This window comes from Borrelia parkeri (assembly GCF_023035815.1).
GTDB lineage: Bacteria > Spirochaetota > Spirochaetia > Borreliales > Borreliaceae > Borrelia > Borrelia parkeri.
Map to the genome: position 1 here is coordinate 682152 of NZ_CP073159.1, position 19772 is coordinate 701923.

General features: G+C 28.5%; 19 protein-coding genes. 9 read left to right on the plus strand and 10 right to left on the minus strand.

Features of this window, described 5'->3' with window-relative positions; genetic code table 11:
* Positions 1-29 precede the first annotated feature (29 nt).
* The 5 genes from bpSLO_RS03230 to ylqF all read right to left on the minus strand — a co-directional run bounded on the left by bpSLO_RS03230 (position 30) and on the right by ylqF (position 4688).
* A complete protein-coding gene (locus bpSLO_RS03230; protein ID WP_025375629.1) occupies positions 30-1079 on the minus strand; it encodes an ABC transporter substrate-binding protein in 1050 nt (349 codons plus the stop codon).
* A gap of 17 nt (positions 1080-1096) precedes the next feature.
* The gene (locus tag bpSLO_RS03235) at positions 1097-1888 is read right to left on the minus strand and encodes an ABC transporter permease (RefSeq protein WP_025375630.1); all 792 of its coding nucleotides are present in this window, start codon (positions 1886-1888) and stop codon (positions 1097-1099) included.
* A 10-nt stretch (positions 1889-1898) separates the two neighbouring features.
* Complete coding sequence (locus bpSLO_RS03240; protein WP_025375631.1) at positions 1899-2702, minus strand: ABC transporter permease; 804 nt, start codon at positions 2700-2702, stop codon at positions 1899-1901.
* Between the two features lie 5 nt (positions 2703-2707).
* Entirely contained in the window at positions 2708-3751 is a 1044-nt protein-coding gene (locus tag bpSLO_RS03245) for an ABC transporter ATP-binding protein (RefSeq protein WP_025375632.1), read from the minus strand.
* 70 nt (positions 3752-3821) lie between these two features.
* The gene (gene ylqF / locus bpSLO_RS03250) at positions 3822-4688 is read right to left on the minus strand and encodes a ribosome biogenesis GTPase YlqF (RefSeq protein WP_025407338.1); all 867 of its coding nucleotides are present in this window, start codon (positions 4686-4688) and stop codon (positions 3822-3824) included.
* Positions 4689-4830: 142 nt separating this feature from the next.
* On the opposite strand from ylqF, the gene bpSLO_RS03255 reads away from it, so the two are divergent.
* Together bpSLO_RS03255 and bpSLO_RS03260 are read left to right on the plus strand one after the other, a co-directional pair.
* Entirely contained in the window at positions 4831-5538 is a 708-nt protein-coding gene (locus tag bpSLO_RS03255; protein WP_025375634.1) for an N-acetylmannosamine-6-phosphate 2-epimerase, read from the plus strand.
* A gap of 43 nt (positions 5539-5581) precedes the next feature.
* Positions 5582-7126 (plus strand): PTS transporter subunit EIIC, encoded by a 1545-nt coding sequence (locus tag bpSLO_RS03260; RefSeq protein ID WP_025375635.1) that lies wholly within the window; start codon positions 5582-5584, stop codon positions 7124-7126.
* Between the two features lie 41 nt (positions 7127-7167).
* On the opposite strand, the gene bpSLO_RS03265 is transcribed toward bpSLO_RS03260, so the two are convergent.
* The 3 genes from bpSLO_RS03265 to bpSLO_RS03275 all read right to left on the minus strand — a co-directional run bounded on the left by bpSLO_RS03265 (position 7168) and on the right by bpSLO_RS03275 (position 10463).
* Positions 7168-8151: an alpha/beta hydrolase gene (locus bpSLO_RS03265; protein ID WP_025375636.1), complete on the minus strand. Its 984-nt coding sequence runs from the start codon at positions 8149-8151 to the stop codon at positions 7168-7170.
* 13 nt (positions 8152-8164) lie between these two features.
* Complete coding sequence (locus bpSLO_RS03270; RefSeq protein ID WP_011772582.1) at positions 8165-8683, minus strand: transcriptional repressor; 519 nt, start codon at positions 8681-8683, stop codon at positions 8165-8167.
* 91 nt (positions 8684-8774) lie between these two features.
* Positions 8775-10463, minus strand: a complete 1689-nt coding sequence (locus tag bpSLO_RS03275) for a hypothetical protein (protein ID WP_025375637.1) — start codon at positions 10461-10463, stop codon at positions 8775-8777.
* A 221-nt stretch (positions 10464-10684) separates the two neighbouring features.
* On the opposite strand from bpSLO_RS03275, the gene groL reads away from it, so the two are divergent.
* The 6 genes from groL to bpSLO_RS03305 all read left to right on the plus strand — a co-directional run bounded on the left by groL (position 10685) and on the right by bpSLO_RS03305 (position 16910).
* Complete coding sequence (groL, locus tag bpSLO_RS03280; RefSeq protein WP_025375638.1) at positions 10685-12319, plus strand: chaperonin GroEL; 1635 nt, start codon at positions 10685-10687, stop codon at positions 12317-12319.
* Between the two features lie 58 nt (positions 12320-12377).
* Positions 12378-12674 (plus strand): hypothetical protein, encoded by a 297-nt coding sequence (locus bpSLO_RS03285; protein ID WP_025375639.1) that lies wholly within the window; start codon positions 12378-12380, stop codon positions 12672-12674.
* A gap of 15 nt (positions 12675-12689) precedes the next feature.
* The gene (gene yajC, locus bpSLO_RS03290) at positions 12690-12998 is read left to right on the plus strand and encodes a preprotein translocase subunit YajC (RefSeq protein WP_025375640.1); all 309 of its coding nucleotides are present in this window, start codon (positions 12690-12692) and stop codon (positions 12996-12998) included.
* A 90-nt stretch (positions 12999-13088) separates the two neighbouring features.
* On the plus strand, positions 13089-14852 hold the full coding sequence (gene secD, locus bpSLO_RS03295; RefSeq protein WP_025375641.1) for a protein translocase subunit SecD: 1764 nt from the start codon (positions 13089-13091) through the stop codon (positions 14850-14852).
* On the plus strand, positions 14836-15735 hold the full coding sequence (gene secF / locus bpSLO_RS03300; protein WP_025375642.1) for a protein translocase subunit SecF: 900 nt from the start codon (positions 14836-14838) through the stop codon (positions 15733-15735). The genes secD and secF overlap by 17 nt, the downstream gene beginning before the upstream one ends.
* Positions 15736-15758: 23 nt before the next feature.
* Positions 15759-16910 (plus strand): hypothetical protein, encoded by a 1152-nt coding sequence (locus tag bpSLO_RS03305; protein ID WP_025375643.1) that lies wholly within the window; start codon positions 15759-15761, stop codon positions 16908-16910.
* 5 nt (positions 16911-16915) lie between these two features.
* Here bpSLO_RS03305 and bpSLO_RS03310 read toward each other — a convergent pair whose 3' ends face one another.
* Positions 16916-17755 carry a DnaJ domain-containing protein gene (locus bpSLO_RS03310; protein ID WP_025375644.1) on the minus strand — a complete coding sequence of 280 codons (840 nt, stop codon included), beginning with the start codon at positions 17753-17755 and terminating at the stop codon, positions 16916-16918.
* Positions 17756-17875: 120 nt separating this feature from the next.
* On the opposite strand from bpSLO_RS03310, the gene psgB reads away from it, so the two are divergent.
* The gene (gene psgB, locus bpSLO_RS03315; protein ID WP_025375645.1) at positions 17876-19015 is read left to right on the plus strand and encodes a HemN-related non-iron pseudo-SAM protein PsgB; all 1140 of its coding nucleotides are present in this window, start codon (positions 17876-17878) and stop codon (positions 19013-19015) included.
* Here psgB and rpiA read toward each other — a convergent pair.
* Complete coding sequence (rpiA, locus tag bpSLO_RS03320; protein WP_025407337.1) at positions 19002-19688, minus strand: ribose 5-phosphate isomerase A; 687 nt, start codon at positions 19686-19688, stop codon at positions 19002-19004. The two genes, psgB and rpiA, sit on opposite strands and share 14 nt — an antisense overlap.
* Positions 19689-19772 lie beyond the last annotated feature (84 nt).

Here is a 19772-nt window from a genome sequence, read left to right on the forward strand (position 1 = left end):
CTTTTAAATGAAAGGTGCCTTAGATTTTGTTAGGATGATAATTCTACATATATTCTCATTTGTTCTTCTTTAACTTCTTTAGGTACTGTTTTAAATACTTCGTGGTTTGAAAAGTTTGTTGGAAGAAATTTTTCTTCTAAGTATATATTTATTGCAGGATTTTTCTTTGCTTCTTCCTGTAATCGATTCAATACATTTTTGTTTGGTGAATTATATTTTGTCTCTTTAAAGTTCGCATAAGATGCCTCATTTTCATAAAGAAAGTTTATGAATTTATAAGCAAGTTCTTTATGAGGTGCGTCTGATGGAATTACCATGACATCAACCCAGATATTTGTACTATTAGGTACATAAAAGTCTAAATTTGGATCTTTAAGCATTGCATCTAGTGCTTCTCCGCTCCATATTAGTTGGATTGATGATTCACCATTGAGTATTAGCGATTTTGCAGCAATATCTGAAAAATAACCTATTACCAAGGGAGATTGCTTTTTGAGTAGTTCTTCGGCTTGTTTGATTATGGATATGTTGTGTTCATTGAAGGAATAGCCAAGTTTTTTAAGTGCAACTCCAATATTTTCTTTTGGCGAGTCTAACATTGCAATTTCTTGTTTGTATTTTTCGTTAAATAGTATATCAAATTCATTCATGTCGTTTATGTCAACTTTGGTTTTGTTATAAAGTATGCCCATTACTCCCCAAAAGAGAGGTACAGAATAAAAATTACCAAAGTCATGTTCTAGATTATAAAATTTATCTAATATATTATTTTTTACATTTTGCAGTTTTGAATAATCTAGCTTTTCAATTTTGCTTGCACTTATTAATTCTCCAATCAAATATTCTGATGGGACTATGATGTCATAATAACCTTTTGTGTTATTAAATTTTGCCATCATTTCTTCATTGTTATTGAAACATTCATAATTGATTTTTACATTATTTTCTCTTTCAAATTGAGCTAGTAATTTTTCATCAATATATTCTGCCCAGTTAAGGACATTAAGAGTACTTTGTGTTTTTTGAGAAGAACAAGAGGTTACTGTTAAAATTATTGTTAATATTAAAGATTTTTTCAAAATTAAACTCCTTATTATTAAATTTCTGTGTCTACTGTTAATTTTTTGATTCCTACACATTTATTTATAACAAATAGAAGGCTGAGTATTACAAAAAATAGTATAGAAGAAATGGCATTGATTATGGGTTTTATTCCTCTCTTAGTTAAAGAGTTTATGAGTATTGATAAATTATTAAACCCTTGGCCTGTTGTGAAAAATGATATTAAAAAGTCATCAACCGATAATGTAAATGCAATAAGGCCTCCTGTTGCCACACTTCCAATTATTTCTGGACATATTATGTTTTTGAAAATTTGGATCTCTGATGCTCCAAGATCTCGAGCTGCATCAATAACGTTTTCTGAAAGAGAATATAATTTAGGCAAAATTATTATTATTATGTAAGGTGTTGAGAAGATTATGTGGGATATTAGCATTGTAGAAAAACCTAGCTGTATTTTTATCAAAGAAAAAAATGTCATTAAACTAATTCCTGTTACGATATCAGGATTAATTATTGGTATTTTATTGATTGATAACAGGATGGTTTTTATTTTTTTATTTTTTGTTTTGTAAATACTGTAAGCCCCCAGAACACCAATTACAATAGAAATTAAGGATGATACTATTGCTACTAATAAAGTATTATATATGACTATTTTTATTTGCTGTGATGCAAAGACTTCCTTATACCATTTTAGGCTAAATCCTTGAAAAAAAAATCCATTGTTTCCTGCATTAAAAGAATAAATTATTAAAATTAATATGGGTGCATAAACAAATCCAAGTGTCAGAAATAAAAAAGTATTTTTTAGTATTTTAAGCATATTAACATCCTTATTTTATGTTGTTTTTTTGCATTAATTTAAGTATTATTAAGTTGAATATCAATATTACTATCATTACAATAAATGAAATAGCAGCTCCAGTATGCCAATCTTCCACGAATAAGAATTGTTTTTCAATTAAATTGCCGATTAAAATTTGTTTAGCGCCACCTAATAGATCTGATATAATCAATACTGTTATTGAAGGTATGAATACCATTATTATTCCTGTTGCAAGATATGATAATGTTAATGGTAGCTTTATGTATAATAATATTTGCCACATTCTTGCACCAAGGTCTCTTGCAGCTTCAATATATTCATATTTTATTTTTGAAAGTCCTATATATATTGGTAAGACCATAAATGGTAGAAAATTATATACCATACCGATTATTACGGCTTTTTCATTGTAGAGCAGTTCTATAGTTTCAAGTCCCATGGTTTTTAGCAAATTATTAATAATTCCATTTTTTCCTAATATTCTGATCCAAGCATAAGTTCTAAGTAAGGTATTGATCCACATAGGGAGTATTATCATTATTATGAGCATATTTTGAACACTTTTTTTTGACATGGATATAAACCATGCGGTGGGATATCCAATTAGCATACAAAATATGGTTGTAATTAAGGCGAAGTTTATACTTCTTGAAAAAATTCTTAAGTAGCTTGGTTCTAATAATCTTATAAAATTTGCAAATGTGAGTTCATTTTGCTCATTAAAAAATCCTAAACCTATTATTATTACTAATGGGAAGATAATAAAAATTGATAAGAATAGAGTATATAGTATTAGAATTATTCTATTCATGTTTATTATTCCTTGCACATTACATGAATATCATCAGGGCCTAATGAGATATCAACTTCTTCACCAACTTTTGTCAGTTTTGTGCTTTGAACTAACCAATGAGATTTTTGAATTTCTAGTGTCATTTCGTAGTGTACACCCTGGAATACTGCTGAAGTAATTATTCCACTTAAATGTCCCTGACCTTTTGGTAATATTTTTACGTCTTCTGGTCTTATTACAAGGTCAACGGGTTCTTTATTTTTAAATCCTTTGTCAAGACATTTGAAATCTTTACCAAACATTTTAACTATAAATTCTTTTTCATACGTTCCTTCAAAAATATTGCTCTCGCCAATAAAACTAGCTACAAATCTTGTTTTGGGTTCATTGTAAATTTCTTCCGGTGTTCCAATTTGAAGGATTATTCCTTCATTCATTACGACTATTCTGTCGCTCATTGTTAATGCTTCTTCTTGATCGTGTGTGACATAGATAAATGTTATTCCAAGCTTTCTTTGTATTTTTTTAAGTTCTTTTTGCATTTCTTGTCTCATCTTTAAGTCAAGAGCTGAGAGTGGTTCATCTAATAATAAAAGTTTAGGTTCCATAATTATTGCTCTTGCAATTGCGACTCTTTGTTTTTGTCCACCTGATAGTTCATTAATATTTCTGTAAGCGTATTTTTGCATACCAATTAAGGAAAGTGCAGCTTTTACTTTTTCTTGAATTAAATTTTTGTTTATCTTTTTCATCCTAAGTCCGAATGAGATATTGTCGAAAACATTCATGTGTGGGAAGAGAGCATAGTTTTGAAATACAGTGTTAATTTCTCTTTTATTAGGTGTAATTTTTGAAATCTCTTTTGATAGGAAATGAATTTCTCCTTCGTTTTGATTTAAAAAACCCCCTATTATTTTTATTAGTGTTGTTTTACCGCATCCTGATGGACCAAGTAGGGTAATAAATTCATTTTTTTTAATTTTTAAATTAATTGTATCTAGAGTTTTATTATTACTATCAGTATAATAATGACTTAAGTCTTTAATCTCTAGGATGTAATTATTCAACTAATGGGACCCCCTTTTTTGCATGTGTCGATTGAACCACATGAAACTAGATTATACTTTATATTAATGCTTATGTAAATGACTTGTATTTATTGTTATTATGACGTTTTACGTCAAGTATAATTTTTCCAAATTTTCCTTCCCTATATTCTTTTATTAATATTTTTGATGCCCGTTCAATGTCTATTGTATGTTTTTTATTGATAAGTCCCCTTATTTTTGCAAATTCTTCTAAAATTTCAAGTGAATTTGTTGATATTATATTATATTTGTTTAGTAATTTGGTTTTGTTATTTATGTGCATTTCTTTAAGTAGATATAGTGCAAGTTCTGTATTATCTATTATTTCATTTTTTATCATGTCTAGTATTGCAAGTTTTTTTGCAATCTCTTGATCTTCTAAGTTGTGCCATAATATTCCCGGCATGTCAAAGATATTAATTCTTTCGTTTATTTTTAATATTTGTATATTTTTTGTGTGTCCTGGTTTATTTGCAACACTTGTGCTTTTTTTTCCTACCAGTAGGTTAATTATTGATGATTTTCCAACATTTGGTACCCCTATTACTAATACTTTTATTTTTTCTTCGTAAGTTTTAATTTTTTTCACATTAGCTATTTTTGTTATATTATCTATTATTTGTTTTCTCATTCTTTTTTTGTATATGTTTGTGATTAGTACATTATTTCCAAGTGTTTCAAAATATTCTTTCCATTTCAGAATTTCTACTTCTTGTGCAAGATCTGATTTGTTTAAAAGTATTATTTTATTCCTATTTGAATTTTTAATTATTTTTTCAGTTAGTGGATTTTTGCTACTAAGTGGGGCTCTAGCGTCAAGTATTTCTAATACAATATTTGTTCTTTGAAGATTTGCTTGGATTAAGTCTAATGCTCTTTTCATATGACCAGGGAACCAGTTGATTTTATTTGACATTGTTAAATTATAGCTTAATTTAAACAGATATGAAATTTGTGTTTTATGCACTTAAATTTATGATGAATTGCATCTTTTTAAAAAATGGTATAGTTTGTAAACTTAAGATTGCTTTAAAAGATTAAATCATAGGAGGTTTTATATCATTGAAAAAATTAAAAAAGGTCTAATTGTATCTTGCCAAGCTCTTGAAGGAGAGCCTCTACATAGTAGTTTTATTATGTCTAAGATGGCCTTAGCAGCAAAGATGGGTGGGGCAATTGGAATTAGGGCCAATAGTGTTCTAGATATTCATCAAATCAAATCAGAAGTTGATTTGCCCATAATAGGTATTGTTAAGAGAGTTTATAATGATTCTCCTGTTTTTATTACACCTACTATTAAAGAAGTCGATGAACTTTGTAGTGAAGGAGTTGATGTGATTGCTCTTGATGCTACTCTTAGAAATCGTCCCGATGGTTTTTTGTTGTCTGAGTTTTTTAATAATATTAAAGAAAAATATCCAAGTCAGCTCTTGATGGCAGATATTGCTTCTTTAGAAGAGGCTGTTAATGCAGATAAACTTGGATTTGATTTTATTGGTACGACTTTACATGGATATACCAAGGATACTGAAGGGTGCAATATCGCAGATAATGATTTTGCCTTTTTAAAGAATTTACTTAAGTGTAATTTCAAATCAAAGTTAATAGTTGAGGGAAAAATAGATACTCCTCTTAAGGCTAAGAGAAGTTTTGAGCTTGGGGTTTCTTTAGTTGTTGTAGGTGGAGCTATTACACGGCCTATGGAAATTACAAAAAAATTTGTTGATAAAATAAATGAGGTTAAAGAAATTTGGGAGTGTTTATAATATCTAATGTTTTTCTTTTATATAGTAGATATAGGAGGGTTTTATGGGGAAGTTTTTTGAAAATGCCCAAAAGTTTGGACGTTCTTTTATGTTGCCTATTGCTATTCTTCCTGCAGCAGGATTATTTCTGGGTATTGGAGGTGCTTTATCTAATCCGGCAACTATCAACGCATATTCTTTTTTGAATGTATTTTTTCTTCAGTCAGTATTTAATATAATGCGTACTGCCGGTGCTATTATTTTTGTTAATTTGCCACCGATATTTGCAATTGGAGTTGCCGTTGGACTTGCAAAATCAGACAAGGGAACAGCAGGACTTGCTGCCTTTATTGGATATCTTGTTTTGAATTCTACTATTGGTATTTTAATTGATATGTTTAGTAATTCCGAGGAGCTCTCAAAAGGAGCTGTTGGATTAATACTTGGAATTAGAACTTTAGAAACAGGTGTTTTTGGAGGAATTATTGTTGGCATTTTAACTTATTATCTTCATAATAAGTTTAATAAAATTGAATTCCCAAAAGTTCTTGGATTTTTTTCAGGTTCTAGGTTTATACCAATAATAGTTTCTTTTTCAAATATTCTTCTTGCTGTATGTATGTTTATATTTTGGCCATTCATGCAAGCTGGAATTAGCAAAATGGGTGTATTAGTGGATGCAACAGGATATGTTGGTACTCTGATTTACGGAATTTTTTTACGAATGCTTGGTCCTTTTGGACTGCATCATATATTTTATTTGCCTTTCTGGACAACAGGTCTTGGTGGTTCTGAAATTATTAATGGTAAGTTAGTTGAGGGAACTCAGAATATCTTTTTTGCTGAACTTGCCTCTCATAGTACTGATAAATTTTTTGTTGGAACTAGTCGTTTTATGAGTGGAAGATTTATTACTATGATGTTTGGATTGCCAGGTGCTGCTCTTGCGCTTTATCGCCTTGCAAAACCTAATCAAAAGACAAAGGTTTTTGGTCTTTTATTCTCATCAGCTTTAACTTCTTTTTTGACAGGAATTACAGAACCTCTTGAATTTTCTTTTCTCTTTGTAGCACCAGTTCTTTATGTGATTCATGCAGTATTTGATGGTTTTGCATTTATGTTGGCTCATATGTTACAAATCACAATAGGACAGACTTTTTCTGGAGGATTTATTGATTTTATTCTTTTTGGAATTTTGCAGGGGAATGCAAGAACAAATTGGGTTTTAGTTCCATTGGTAGGTGTTTTTTGGTTTTTCCTATATTATTTTAGTTTTGCCTTTTTAATATCTAAATTTGACTATAAAACCCCTGGGAGAGAAGATACTATAAATTCTAATGACACATTTCTTTCTGATTCAAATGTCAAGGGAGATAATGTTGCATCTCAAGTAATTATGGGACTTGGGGGAGGTGATAATATTATTGAACTTGATTGTTGTGCTACAAGGCTTAGAGTTACTGTGAAAGATTCTCTTAAAGTTTTAAAAAATACCTTAGAGAATACAGGAGCAAAGGGAGTCCTTATCAAGGATAGTGGCGTGCAAGTGATTTATGGTCCTGGTGTTAGTGTGCTTAAAAATGAAATTGAAGAAATTCTTGGTAATTAATTCCAGGTTGGATTTTTTAAGCAAGTGTATACTTTTGTATATCACTTGCTTTTTATATTTTTAATAAAATCAACTGCATGTTTTGTTAAATAAGATGTATTTTGAGCACTCCTGTAACTATGATTTCCTGCAGGAACATGAGAGTGAATTCTTTCAACAAGGATCATTGGTATTGTTTTTTTATATCCTCCATATTCACTTATGAATTTATTTATTGTTTGAGAATCTACTGTAGGGTCATTTGGGGAATAAGCTATTGTTAGCGGAGTTTTTATCTCATTGAAACCATTATTATTAATTAATTTAACAAGACCCATCATTGCAATTATTGAATCGACTTGTCGTATTGGTGAATGGAATGGTGTGACCTCTTCATGTTCTATTTTTTTATTTTGTCTTATTTCAAGTTCATTATATCCACCTGTTATAAGGTAAGCAATTTGACGTCCCCAAGGATAGTAAATTAAACTTGTTCTTTTGTCTTTAGGATAAATATTAGGTGATATTAAAAAGGCAGAATATATTTTGTCTGGGTAGTTTTTTAATGCCCAAATAGCACAAGCTCCACCATTTGAGGTTCCAATGAGTATTAATTTTTCTCCTATTGATTGTCCAATTTGAATGGCTTCATCAATATCTCTTAACCAGTCTTTAGTTTTGACGTCTTTAAATGCGTTTTTGTCGTTAATTCCGTGTCCTTTGAGTCTTGTAAAGAAGATATTTGCGTTTAATGCTTTTGCTATGTTATTTGGGATAGGATAAATCTCATTTTTAGATGCTCCAAATCCGTGAATATATATTACTGCGTATTCTGTTCTTTTTTGATCCCCGTTCCATATGATTTCTTTTTTTGTATTTGCTTCTAGATTGAATTTGGATTCTTCAATTAGTAAGTATTGATCAATTTCTCCAAGTTTATTGGGAATTTTAGTTTCTTCAAATTCATTTCTAAATTTTATTCTTGGTCCTACTACTATTAAAAGAAGTAAGAATATCAAGATAAAAATTGTGTTTTTTATATTCATATATTGCTTTCCTTTAATTATTTTCATAATCAATATTAGATTTTTCTTTTTTAGATTGTTGATAACAATTATTACATGATCCTGAGTAAATAATTTCAATGGATTTGGTTTTCCATTCTTCTCCAAGTTTGTCTTTCAGAATATCTTTAATGTCATCAAGTTGGATGGGATAAACTTGATTGCATTTGTTGCATTTAAAGTGAGCTATTGTAGAAGTCAAACTTAGATAGAATCTTGTTTCTTTTTGATCGGTTGTTTTTATATCTTTAAGAATATTACGTTCTTTTAAAATGTTTAATGTATTATACACTGTTGCTTTTGATAAACTTGGTATTTCTTTTATTAATTTATTGTAAATCTCTTTTGCTGTAAAATACTCTTTTGGATTTGAGGCAATGTGTAGAATGATTCTATTTCTTGAATGTGAGGCTTTCATGCCCAACTCTGTTGTTAATGATTTTAGCAAGATAGGGTCATTAGTAATTCCGACTTTTTCTAAAGTGGAATGTACCTCTATTGTATTGTTGTTCATATATAATACCCTTTATTATTTAAGATTAAGTACTTTAATGTCCTTATAGAAATAATTTTATAACGGTTTATTAATATTTTGCTACTGATAGCTATTTATTTTCATTTTTTTTTATATTTGGGTAAAAAAGTAAGGTTTTTATTTTTGAGTTTATCTTGATTTTATTATCGAAATTGTTATTAATTGGGAGTAATAGCAAATTTAAACTCAAAGAATAATTTTTCAAATCTTCAGCTTTTATTGTATTGTAAGATCCCCCTATATTTAAAATAAACCATCTCTTAAAACCTCTTTTTGCGATTTTATAATTAATCGTATATATAATATGTTTTTCGATATTTAAAAAACTTATGAAAAAATTACTGTTTTGATCGTTTCCTTTAGATATTAAGAATTCTGTGCCATTAATGTATCCTTTTATGTCTTTTTTTGTTTCAATAATTTTTTCATAAGTATCAAAATCATTGTATTTTGCGGTAATTTTTAAGTTTGTTCCTTTCTCAACTTCGAAAATGGGTATCTCTAGACTTGAATATTCAAGTAAATAATTTGTGTTACTGAGTTTTAGGCTTTTATTATTACAAGTTATAACAGAAGGCCATGCTATTTTAATCGATATAAAAAAGCTTGCAAGGTTTTCGTCTAGGAAAAAATCAATTATTGATTTTTCTTTTGTATTGAAATTTAAGTATTGTCTAATTCCTACAATTTTTTCATTTGAAAATGAAAATGAACTTTCAATAGTTGGTTCTATAATTATATCTTTTTGTGATAAGATCTTAATGTAAGTTCTGCAAGAATCTAAAAATTCAGCTTTTCTCTCTTTATATTTGATTTTATTTAGTTTGCCTTCTTCAAATTTTACATGGTATTTTTCATGAGATAGTGTAAAATTGCCTTCCATGTTATATTCAATATTTTTACTTGTAATAGGTTCTAGATTAGTCGAATGATATTCAAAATTTTTATTAACTAAAAATTCTTTTAAAGAAATTTCATTTATTTGATATTCTTTTAATCTTTTGTTTTGAAATTGTAGTATTATTGCTTGTTCTTTTAATGAGTTAAATTCTGGGATTTCTAAGAGCTCTGTGTTTATTTTTTTGCCTTCTAAATTTTGTATTTTAATACTGTAAAAGTTTGCATCTAGTTCTTTTAAAGATAGTAAAAAGTTCTTTAATTCTTGATTGTTATAGATATCTTTAATTTCATAAAAGTAAATAAGCGTATCAATATTTTGTTTTTGTGTTTCAGGTTTTTGAATTTCTGACAAAAATTGACAGTTATTTTTATAGAAAACTAAATATTTTTTATTATTTTTTGCAATTCTTATTCCTTCTATATAGTTAAAATTAAGCTTTCTATATAGTGCAAGTACTCTCTTTCTTAATTTTTCCATGTTGTATACGTAAAATGTATGTGGATTATCCTTAAATAAGTCTTTATATCCACTTTTAAATGGGTTTTTTAAAGCCCAGTATAGATCTACGTGTATTTCATCATGTAACATGTATTCATGGGGACTGCCGCTGTATGTACTTGGAATATAAATATCTTCATTATTTTTGAGTCTGTTAAAGAACCATTCATTTAATTCTGGATTTAATTTTAAAATTTCAAAAAAATATGTTGGGAATGTCCAATGTATCTTATAGCTGAGATTTTTGTTTTCAATTAAATATTTGGTATTTGATAAAATGGAATATAACTTACTCTCAGCAAATGCAGTTATTGAAATGATAACAATATAAGTCCTTGAATTTCTAAATTTTCTAAACATCATAAAAAATCTTTACATAAGTATATATTAGATTAGTATAACTGGTATTGATTTTACAGTAAATTGCTGCAAAGAGGTTTCTTGATTTTTATGTTATTTTGTCTTGATTAATGAGTAAAAAAAATTTATATTTTTATAGTGATATGTATGAAGTTCATACTAACTTTATAATGTGATATTTAATTTAACTTTAAATTTTATGCTTAAAAGGAGTCAAATTTATGGCTAAGGACATATATTTTAATGAAGATGCTAGAAAAAGTTTACTAAGCGGTATTGAAAAATTATCAAATGCTGTGAAAGTAACCCTTGGTCCTAAGGGGAGAAATGTTTTAATTGATAAAAAATTTGGGTCTCCTACTGTTACAAAAGATGGAGTGAGTGTTGCTCGTGAAATTGAGCTTGATAATGCTCTTGAAAATATGGGAGCACAACTTTTAAAAGAAGTTGCAATTAAAACAAATGATCTAGCTGGGGATGGAACTACTACTGCTACTGTACTTGCTTATGCAATTGCAAGAGAGGGCCTTAAGAATGTTTCTTCTGGAATTAATCCAATTGGAATAAAAAAAGGGATAGAGCATGCTGTGGCTTTAGCTTCTGAGAAAATTCGTAAATCAGCTAAAAAAATCACTACTAAGGAAGAAATTGCGCAGGTAGCATCTATTTCTGCAAACAATGATACTTCCATAGGTGAAAAAATTGCTGAAGCAATGGACAGAGTTGGTAAAGATGGAGTTATTACTGTTGAGGAGTCAAAGACTTTTGATACTACAATCTCTTATGTTGAGGGCATGCAATTTGATAGAGGATATTTATCTCCTTATTTTTCTACAAATAAAGAAAATATGAGTGTAAGCTTTGATGATGCCTATATCTTAATATGTGAGAAGAAGATTAGTACGATTAAAGAACTTTTGCCAGTTCTAGAAAAAGTTTTAAATACAAATAAGCCTTTGTTAATTATTGCTGAAGATATTGAGGGTGATGCTCTTGCTGCACTTGTTCTAAATAGTGTTCGTGGGGCTTTAAAGGTTTGTGCAATTAAAGCTCCTGGATTTGGTGACAGACGTAAGGCAATGCTTGAAGACATTGCAATACTTACTGGAGGAGTGTTTGTTAGTGAAGAATTGGGACTTACTCTTGAGAATGTTGAACTTGAGCAGCTTGGTCAGGCTAAATCAGTAAAAGTTGATAAAGATAATACTACAATTATTAATACTGGAAATAAAGAGCAAATCAAAGAGCGTGCAGAGCTTATTAAAAAACAAATTGAAGAGACAAGTTCTGAATATGATAAAGAAAAACTCCAAGAACGTCTTGCAAAACTTGTTGGTGGAGTTGCCGTTATTAATGTTGGTGCTGTTACTGAGCTGGAACTTAAAGAGAAAAAACATAGGGTTGAGGATGCTTTATCTGCAACTCGTGCTGCTGTTGAAGAAGGTGTTGTTCCTGGTGGTGGGTCAACTCTTATTGAAGTTGCTATGTATCTTGATACAGTTGATACAAGTAAACTTAGCTATGAAGAGAAGCAAGGTTTTGAGATCGTGAAGAGAAGTCTTGAAGAACCAATGAGACAAATAATTGCTAATGCTGGATTTGAGAGTTCTATTTATATTCATCAGATTAAAACTGACAAAAAAGGACTTGGTTTTGATGCAGCTAGTTTTAAATGGGTAAATATGATTGAGAGTGGTATAATTGACCCTGCTAAGGTTACAAGAAGTGCTCTTCAAAATGCGGCTTCAATTGCAGGATTGCTCTTGACAACAGAGTGTGCTATTACTGAAGTTAAAGAAGAAAAGAGTAATACTGGTGGCGGGTATCCTATGGATCCTGGAATGGGAATGATGTAAATTAGTTTTACACAAATTTCTCCTTGATTAGGATGTTTATTGCACTAAGGAGCTAGATTTGAGTGAAAATGAGTTTGTCTTTTGTATAGGTTATGATGGTTCTAAGGCTATAGTAGATAAAGAGCTTTTAATTCAGCATAAAGATAAGAGTGTAGAGGAGCTTTGCGAGCTTGGGTTTTATAGAAGTGCTTTTAGCAAGGCTATTTATAAAAATGATGATACTCTTATTGAGTACTTAATTGACAGGTATAATAAGATTAGCAAATCTAGTTATAGTAAAAGAGAGGAGCTTGAGCTCCTCTTTGGGGTAATTTATCCAGGTAATATTGCTAGTATAAAAGTTACTTATGTTTAAAAGTTAGGAAATTTTATGTTTTTATTGCAAGATTTTAGCCATAGCAGTAGTTTTTTTAGGAGTTTATTGGTTTTTATTCCCGTAATTGCTATATTTTGGTTTTTAGTAATATCGCCTCAGCGTAAAGAAGAGAAGAAAAAAAAGGATATGATCAAAAACCTTAAAAAGGGTGATAAGGTCTTAACTATAGGTGGGATTTTTGGGATTGTTAAAAAGGTTAATGATTCTGAAGTTGTGCTTGAACTTAGTCCAACTTCAGAGGTAAGGTTTATAAAAACTTCAGTTGAAAGAATTATTCTTGATGAAATTAAAGATAAAAATTAAGGCGTTAGAAGCGATTTAATATATAATATTAATTTGAATGTTCATTTAGCATGATATTTAAGTTAAATTAATGTAATAAGGGTGTTATTTATGAATAAAGTCTCTAAATTTATATTAATACTATGTGTGACATCATTTGCTTATCTTTTAATATTTCCTACTCTAAAATGGTATTTTTTTACTAACGATGAGGATAAAAAAATTAGTTCATATTCAAAAGAGGCTTTAAGGGATTATTCTAAAAATAAGGCATTGAGTTCACTTATTGAACTTAAAAAGTTGTATCAAAAGAATCCTAATGCTCAAATTCCAGATGATTTGAAGTATTTAATTCCAATTGCTCAAAATAATTATAAGATTTATGGAAAAGAGTTTCCCAAATCTTTTGATAATGTCAAAGTCTTAAGAGATGGTTTTTTAACAGATTCTGATATTGAAGAACTTAGTCTTGAAATTTATAGGTATTATGAAGAGATAAAGAGGAATAAAAACAGAATAATACAACTTGGACTTGATTTGTCTGGAGGAATGAGTGTTACTATTTCTCTTGATTACTCAGGTCTTGAACAAAAATTGGGAAAAACTTTGAGTTTTCAAGAAAAGGAAGAAGCTTTTGAACGTACAATGCAAATACTTAAAGAGAGAGTAGACACCTTTGGGCTTACAGAACCTAAGATTACGAGAGAAGCAAGTGGAAATAAGATTTTTTTAGATGTTCCAGGAGAAATGGATGAGAAGCGTGTTGATTCTCTTTTAAGTGGTAGAGGAAATTTGATCTTTTATGTGGTTGATAATGAGACTACTTCTGTTCTTAATACTAAAATACTAGAAGCCGGACCTCTTTACTCAATTTCTGATATTAAAAATAGCATGGGACTTGGAGATAATAAGGAAATTTTTCCTTGGTATGTTAAGGATTCTTATGGTATTGATGATGAATCTACAGTTCGTTATTATGTTGTTGATTCTAGTGTTGAGAGTTCGTTTGATGGTTCTCATATTAGTGATGCTGGGTTGTTAAACGATCACAAAACAGGTAGAGATATGGTTACATTTAATCTAGATAATGAGGGAAGTGAAAAATTTTTTGAATTTACCAAAAAAAATATTGGTAAGGCTTTAGCTGTAGTTATGGAAGGAAAAATTAAATCAGTGGCTAATATTAGTCATGCTATTGCTGGTGGAAATGTTTCAATTCAGGGAGATTCTTTTGATAAGCGCGAAGCTAGTGAGCTTGCACTTGTTTTTAAAACAGCAGCTTTTCCAGTTGAAATAAAGATAGATGATTTAAGAATTATTGGACCTACTATTGGAGAGAAAACAGTTAAACTTGGAATAAAAGCATCTCTTCTTGCGCTTGTTTTGGTTTTCTTATTTATGTTGGCATATTACAAGATAAGTGGTTTTGTAGCGGGTTTTTCATTGGTTATTTATAATTTATTTTTAATATTGGCAATTTTGTCAGCATTTAACTTTACTTTGACTCTTACAAGTATTGCAGGTCTTGTATTGACAATGGGTATGGCTGTTGATATTAACATAATTATTTATGAGCGGATTAAGGAAGAGATTAGAAATGGTCGAAAATTTGAGAGAGCATTTGATGATGGATTTAAAAAAGCTTTTTGGGCAATAATGGATTCAAATATTACAACATTTATTGCTGTGCTTTTTTTAACTCTTCTTGGAACCGGGACTATTCAAGGTTTTGCTTGGACTTTGTCTATAGGGATTGTAGCATCACTTTTTAGTAGTTTAATCTTTTCAAGGTTTATTTTGGAATTTATTATGTCTTTTAGTAAAAGCAAATGTTTAAGTATCTCTTGGAGTTCAAATTATGCAAAAGGTGTTTAATTTTTTAAAATATGGAAATAAAGTTATTATAGTTAGTTTTTGTATGATCTTATCAGGCTTTATTTATACTTTTATGTATCATGGTGGTTATAATTGGGGAATAGACTTTTCTTCAGGAGTTAATATTAATTTTGTAATAGATAAATCAGGTATTAAAGATTATGATATACAAAGAATACTCTCTTCAGTTTATAAAACATTTGATGTTAATAAAATTATTTCAAGTGATGATTCTAAGAGTCAGTTCTCTATTATAGTGAAGTCAGACATTACTGATTATGCTTTAAAAAAAGAGATTCACAGTACATTAATTGATAAATTGAATACTGAATTTGGTGCTAATGTTGAAATTCTTGATTCTTATTTTATTGATTCAAATTTTTCATCTATTTTAAGGACAAAATCAATGTTATTGGTTTGTTTAACATTTACACTTATTTTATTTTATGTGGCGTTGAGATTTAGGTTGAGTTATGCTGTTGCATCAATATTTGCAACGATACATGATATACTTTTTGTAGTTGCTTTTTTAGGGATATTTAGGATAGAAATAAATAGTTCAATAATCGTTTCTATATTGACAATTATTGGGTATTCTTTAAATGACACGATAATTATTTTTGATAGAATTAGGGAAAATTCTAGGAATATGACAGATACTTTATTTGTAAATATTTTAAATGTAAGTATTAAGCAAACTTTATCAAGAACTATTTTGACATCTATGACGACATTTGTTGCTGTACTCTCTATTTATGTGTTTACTGAGGGAGCTATTAAAGATTTTTCTCTAATATTTATGGTAGGTGTTGTTGTTGGTACTTATTCTTCAATTTTTATAGCTTCTCCTATTCTTTTAAGTTGTTATAAAAAAATTAAATAGATGTTTTGTTATAATATTATGATATGAAGTTTCTTGATTTTGGTTCATTAGGGTTTTATAGGTTTTTTGATTTTCAAAAACATTTAAATTTTAGTATTTTTAGATATAGTTTAATAAATTATTATTCTTATAAGGAACAGTCAAGTCTTATTAATGATGCTAATTTGCTTAAAAGTAAGATTGTTTTTTTAGATAAAGTTTATAAAGATATTGCTAGAGTTGTTAGTACTTCTTCAAAGTTAAATGATAGTTTAAATCTTAATAAGAAAATATTTTGTGATGCTTTGGTCACTATTAAAAATTTGATAAAAAAATATTATCCGTCATCAGAATTTCTAAATTTAGAATATGATGTACTTTTAAGTAATGAAGATACTTTTAATAAATTTTTAGATAAACTTAGATATTTGAATTTTAGGGTAGATCTTAAGAAAAAGATTGAGGAATTTGATAGAAAAAATAAAACCCCATACTCTTGCATCAAAATTGCCACTTTTTTTATTAAAGAAGAGTTTTTGGAAAGATTGGCAAATACGATTGATTTTTTTTCTAATGAGGCTAATAATAATAGTCTGGATTTGATCAATAAGAAAATTGATGAGTATTGTGAAAAGGTGGAGCAGGTTAAGGTAAGTGAGTATATTAAAGATACACATAAAAAATTTGTTATAGAATATGCAAAAGAAAGAATATCAAAAATTATGAAAGATCATAGTCTTGATATATCTAAGTTGCTTGTTAAAATTTCTTTATTAGATATTACTATTCAGTGTTTTGAGAGTTATTATTTGAATTTATTAGAAACTCTTAATATCCTTTTGTCTATAAGTAATATTATTGAGATTGGTATAGATGAATTGCCAGGTGCTATTTTTAATGAGTGGAATGAGTTTATTTATTTTCGTAGAAAAGAGTTTCAGAAACTTGTTTTAGTATCAGATTGTGTTTTTCAGAAAAGGATAATATCTATTATAAATTCTGGGGGTTGGAAGTTTACTTTCTTTAGTCTTTCTCCTCGTCAAGGTGATATTATTCAATTTTCAGTAGATGTTAATAAAAATTTTAATAATATTGAAGATGGAATTAAGGAATATGAACTTAAAATAAACAGGCTTAATGATTTTAAGCTTGATTGGGAGAAAAGCTTGAAAAATTTTGAGCATTTATTTGTTTAAAATTTCTAATTATATATTTCTTTTAGTCGTTCATATATTTTTTTTACTTCATCGTTAATGATTTTAGGAACATTTACTATTAGTTTAACTCTGAGATCCCCTTTGCTGGTATTGCCAAGTGCAGGCATGCCAAGACCTTTTAAACTTAGTATTTCTTCATTTTTTGTATCTTTTGGAATTTTTATCTTTATTTTTTTACCTTCAATTGTTTCAAAGACTTTTTCACTACCCAAAGCTATTTCCCATGGATATACATTAATTTTTGTTTCTAAATTTCGTTCTTTTAAAGTAAAATTTTTATAACTTGATATTTCAAATTTGATAATTAAGTTACTTCTTTTCCCGGAAATTGGATTTATGCTTCCCTTTTCATTAAACTTTAATTTAGTAGTCTCAATTGTTCCCTTTGGAATATTAATGTCAATTTTTTCGTTGTTTATTAATATTGCTTTTTTACCTCCCATATAAGCGTCATATAGTGAAATTTTAATAGTTATCTCTGTATCTTTAAGTGTGCCTTTTGTAGTTCCTCCAAAAATATCAGAGAATAAATCGAAGCTTTTAAAATTATGAAAGGCAGTATCCTTAAATCCTTTACTAAATCCCTCTGTGTTGAAATTATTATTAAAATTTGCACTTCCAAAATTATCATAATTGGCTTTTTTTTGAGGAGATGAGAGAATTTCATAAGCCTCATTTATTTCTTTAAATTTTTCTTCGGCAAATTTGTTTCCTTTATTTTTGTCAGGGTGATATTTTATGGCTAATTTTTTATAGGCTTTTTTGATTTCTTCTGTTGTAGCGTTTTTGTGTATTCCAAGTATGTTGTAATAGTCTTTAGACATTCAAACCTCTTGTTTTTATTTTTCGTGTTATATTGAAGTTATTTAAATTCATTATAATTGATGCTATCATTATATATATTATAATTAAACTTAAATTTTTTAAAGGCTGTTTATAAAGTAGTGAATTTTTTGCGTTTAACGGATTTAAGTATTTATATTGATCTCACCAAGTGTTTTAGTTATGTTTTTTTTGATAAAATATTGCAAGAATTGTCTTATTATTTAAAGGTTTTGGGATCTCCACAAATTAAGACTCTTTATATTAAATACGAAACCTTAGGGCTTGGTAATGATTCTGATTTAGAATCATTTTTAACTTCTCTATCTCAAAATTTTGATTTTCTTACATTGGATGAATTTACCTTTGAATTACATCCTTTAGAGATTACACCTTCACTTTTAGCAATTTTAAATGATTTTTCTGTTAGTAGGATTAGTATTGATATAAAGAGTTTTTCTTCAAACTTTTTAAAAGTGATGGGTGTTTATGAGATATCTTTAGCTGAAATAAATAACGCAGTAAATGGTATTCGTAAATTTGATTTTGATTTGAATATTGACTTAAATATTAATATTCCTTATCAAGAAAAAATGCATCTTAGAAATGATTTAATAAAGTTAATTGCATGTGCTCCTGAACATATTTGTCTTTCAGAAATTCTAGTTGATGAGGAAAATTGTATTATTGATATTTTTAAAGATGTTTCTTTCAATTATAATGAGGCTAAGGCTGAAGATTTTTGGTTTTATGCTTTTGATTTTTTGGAATCTAATGGCTATATGAATTATGAGATTTCAAATTTTGCTTTAAGGGGGCATGAGAGTAAACATAATTTGCGATATTGGGAGCTTAAACCATATTTGGGTCTTGGAGTAAATTCTGTTAGTTTGCTTGTTATTTCCAAAGGTGATGGTCTTAAGGCTGTAATTAAGATGGATGATAATTTTTTAGGTGGTGGGAAATCTACAGCAGCTTTTGAGATTTTAAGTGATTTAGATTTTTTTATTTGTCATTTTATTACAAATCTTGGGACTAAGAAGGGTCTTGAGGTTTCTGTTTTGAAGCGTAGGTTTATATATAATCAGGAAGATTTTTGTAATTTTATTAATTATCTTTTGAGATTAAGTAAAGGATTTGTTTTTAGCAATGATATTCTTTACTTGAATGGACATGAAAGATTTAAATTGGATTTTTATCTTCGGTTGATTAGAGAATATTTAGTTAGCAATTCTTTTAAAGTGAATTTTAAGTTTCTTTAATCTGTCCATTTTGATAGTATATGATCTTAGTGTTTTGATGATTAAAAATACCAATTTCAAGTATTCCTGGGAGTAATTTAAAGTATTTTTCAGCTCCTTTAGGATTTTCGATATTCATTTTTACATCTAAGATGTAGTTATTATTATCAGTTATTATTGGTCCTGCTTTAGACTTACAAGTCCTTAAAACAGGATTAAAGTTCATGTTTTCAAGGTTTGTTGTAATAAATGCAAGAGCATCTGGAATAATTTCAATTGGTACAGATGTTCTTGTTCCTAAAGTTTGTACAATTTTTGTTTCATCTGCAATAATCAGTAATTGATGAGAATTATATGCCACTATTTTTTCCATTAGATGAGCTGCTCCACCACCCTTTATTAGGGCTTTTGTTTCTAATAAAATTTCATCAGCTCCGTCAATTGTTATGTCTATATTTTTGCTGAGTTTTGTAAATTTGGACTCATATGTAATATTTTCTCTTGCAAGTAAATATTTTGTATTACTACTTGTTGGATAAAGTTTTAAGTTTTTTAAGTCCCCAGATTTTATTTTTTCGCTTAAATATTTAATTGCATAAAAAACCGTTGTTCCTGTTCCAATTCCAAGGTGCATGTTGCTTTTTACATAATGATCAATTGCGTATTGTGAAACTAGCTTTTTTTGTTCTTCCATTATGTATTATCCTTAATCATATAGATTTACTTATAGACTTGTAGGGTAAATTATATCATTAAGAATAATATAATCAATAGTGTT

Bases quoted from the DNA above. Each gene is read 5' to 3' on its own strand.
- ylqF (WP_025407338.1), bottom strand. From the start codon at position 4,688: ATGTCAAATAAAATCAACTGGTTCCCTGGTCATATGAAAAGAGCATTA.
- yajC (WP_025375640.1), top strand. From the start codon at position 12,690: ATGTTTTTATTGCAAGATTTTAGCCATAGCAGTAGTTTTTTTAGGAGT.
- bpSLO_RS03310 (WP_025375644.1), bottom strand. From the start codon at position 17,755: ATGTCTAAAGACTATTACAACATACTTGGAATACACAAAAACGCTACA.
- bpSLO_RS03275 (WP_025375637.1), bottom strand. From the start codon at position 10,463: ATGTTTAGAAAATTTAGAAATTCAAGGACTTATATTGTTATCATTTCA.
- secD (WP_025375641.1), top strand. From the start codon at position 13,089: ATGAATAAAGTCTCTAAATTTATATTAATACTATGTGTGACATCATTT.
- bpSLO_RS03265 (WP_025375636.1), bottom strand. From the start codon at position 8,151: ATGAATATAAAAAACACAATTTTTATCTTGATATTCTTACTTCTTTTA.
- rpiA (WP_025407337.1), bottom strand. From the start codon at position 19,688: ATGGAAGAACAAAAAAAGCTAGTTTCACAATACGCAATTGATCATTAT.
- bpSLO_RS03270 (WP_011772582.1), bottom strand. From the start codon at position 8,683: ATGAACAACAATACAATAGAGGTACATTCCACTTTAGAAAAAGTCGGA.
- bpSLO_RS03260 (WP_025375635.1), top strand. From the start codon at position 5,582: ATGGGGAAGTTTTTTGAAAATGCCCAAAAGTTTGGACGTTCTTTTATG.
- groL (WP_025375638.1), top strand. From the start codon at position 10,685: ATGGCTAAGGACATATATTTTAATGAAGATGCTAGAAAAAGTTTACTA.
- bpSLO_RS03235 (WP_025375630.1), bottom strand. From the start codon at position 1,888: ATGCTTAAAATACTAAAAAATACTTTTTTATTTCTGACACTTGGATTT.
- bpSLO_RS03305 (WP_025375643.1), top strand. From the start codon at position 15,759: ATGAAGTTTCTTGATTTTGGTTCATTAGGGTTTTATAGGTTTTTTGAT.
- bpSLO_RS03240 (WP_025375631.1), bottom strand. From the start codon at position 2,702: ATGAATAGAATAATTCTAATACTATATACTCTATTCTTATCAATTTTT.
- secF (WP_025375642.1), top strand. From the start codon at position 14,836: ATGCAAAAGGTGTTTAATTTTTTAAAATATGGAAATAAAGTTATTATA.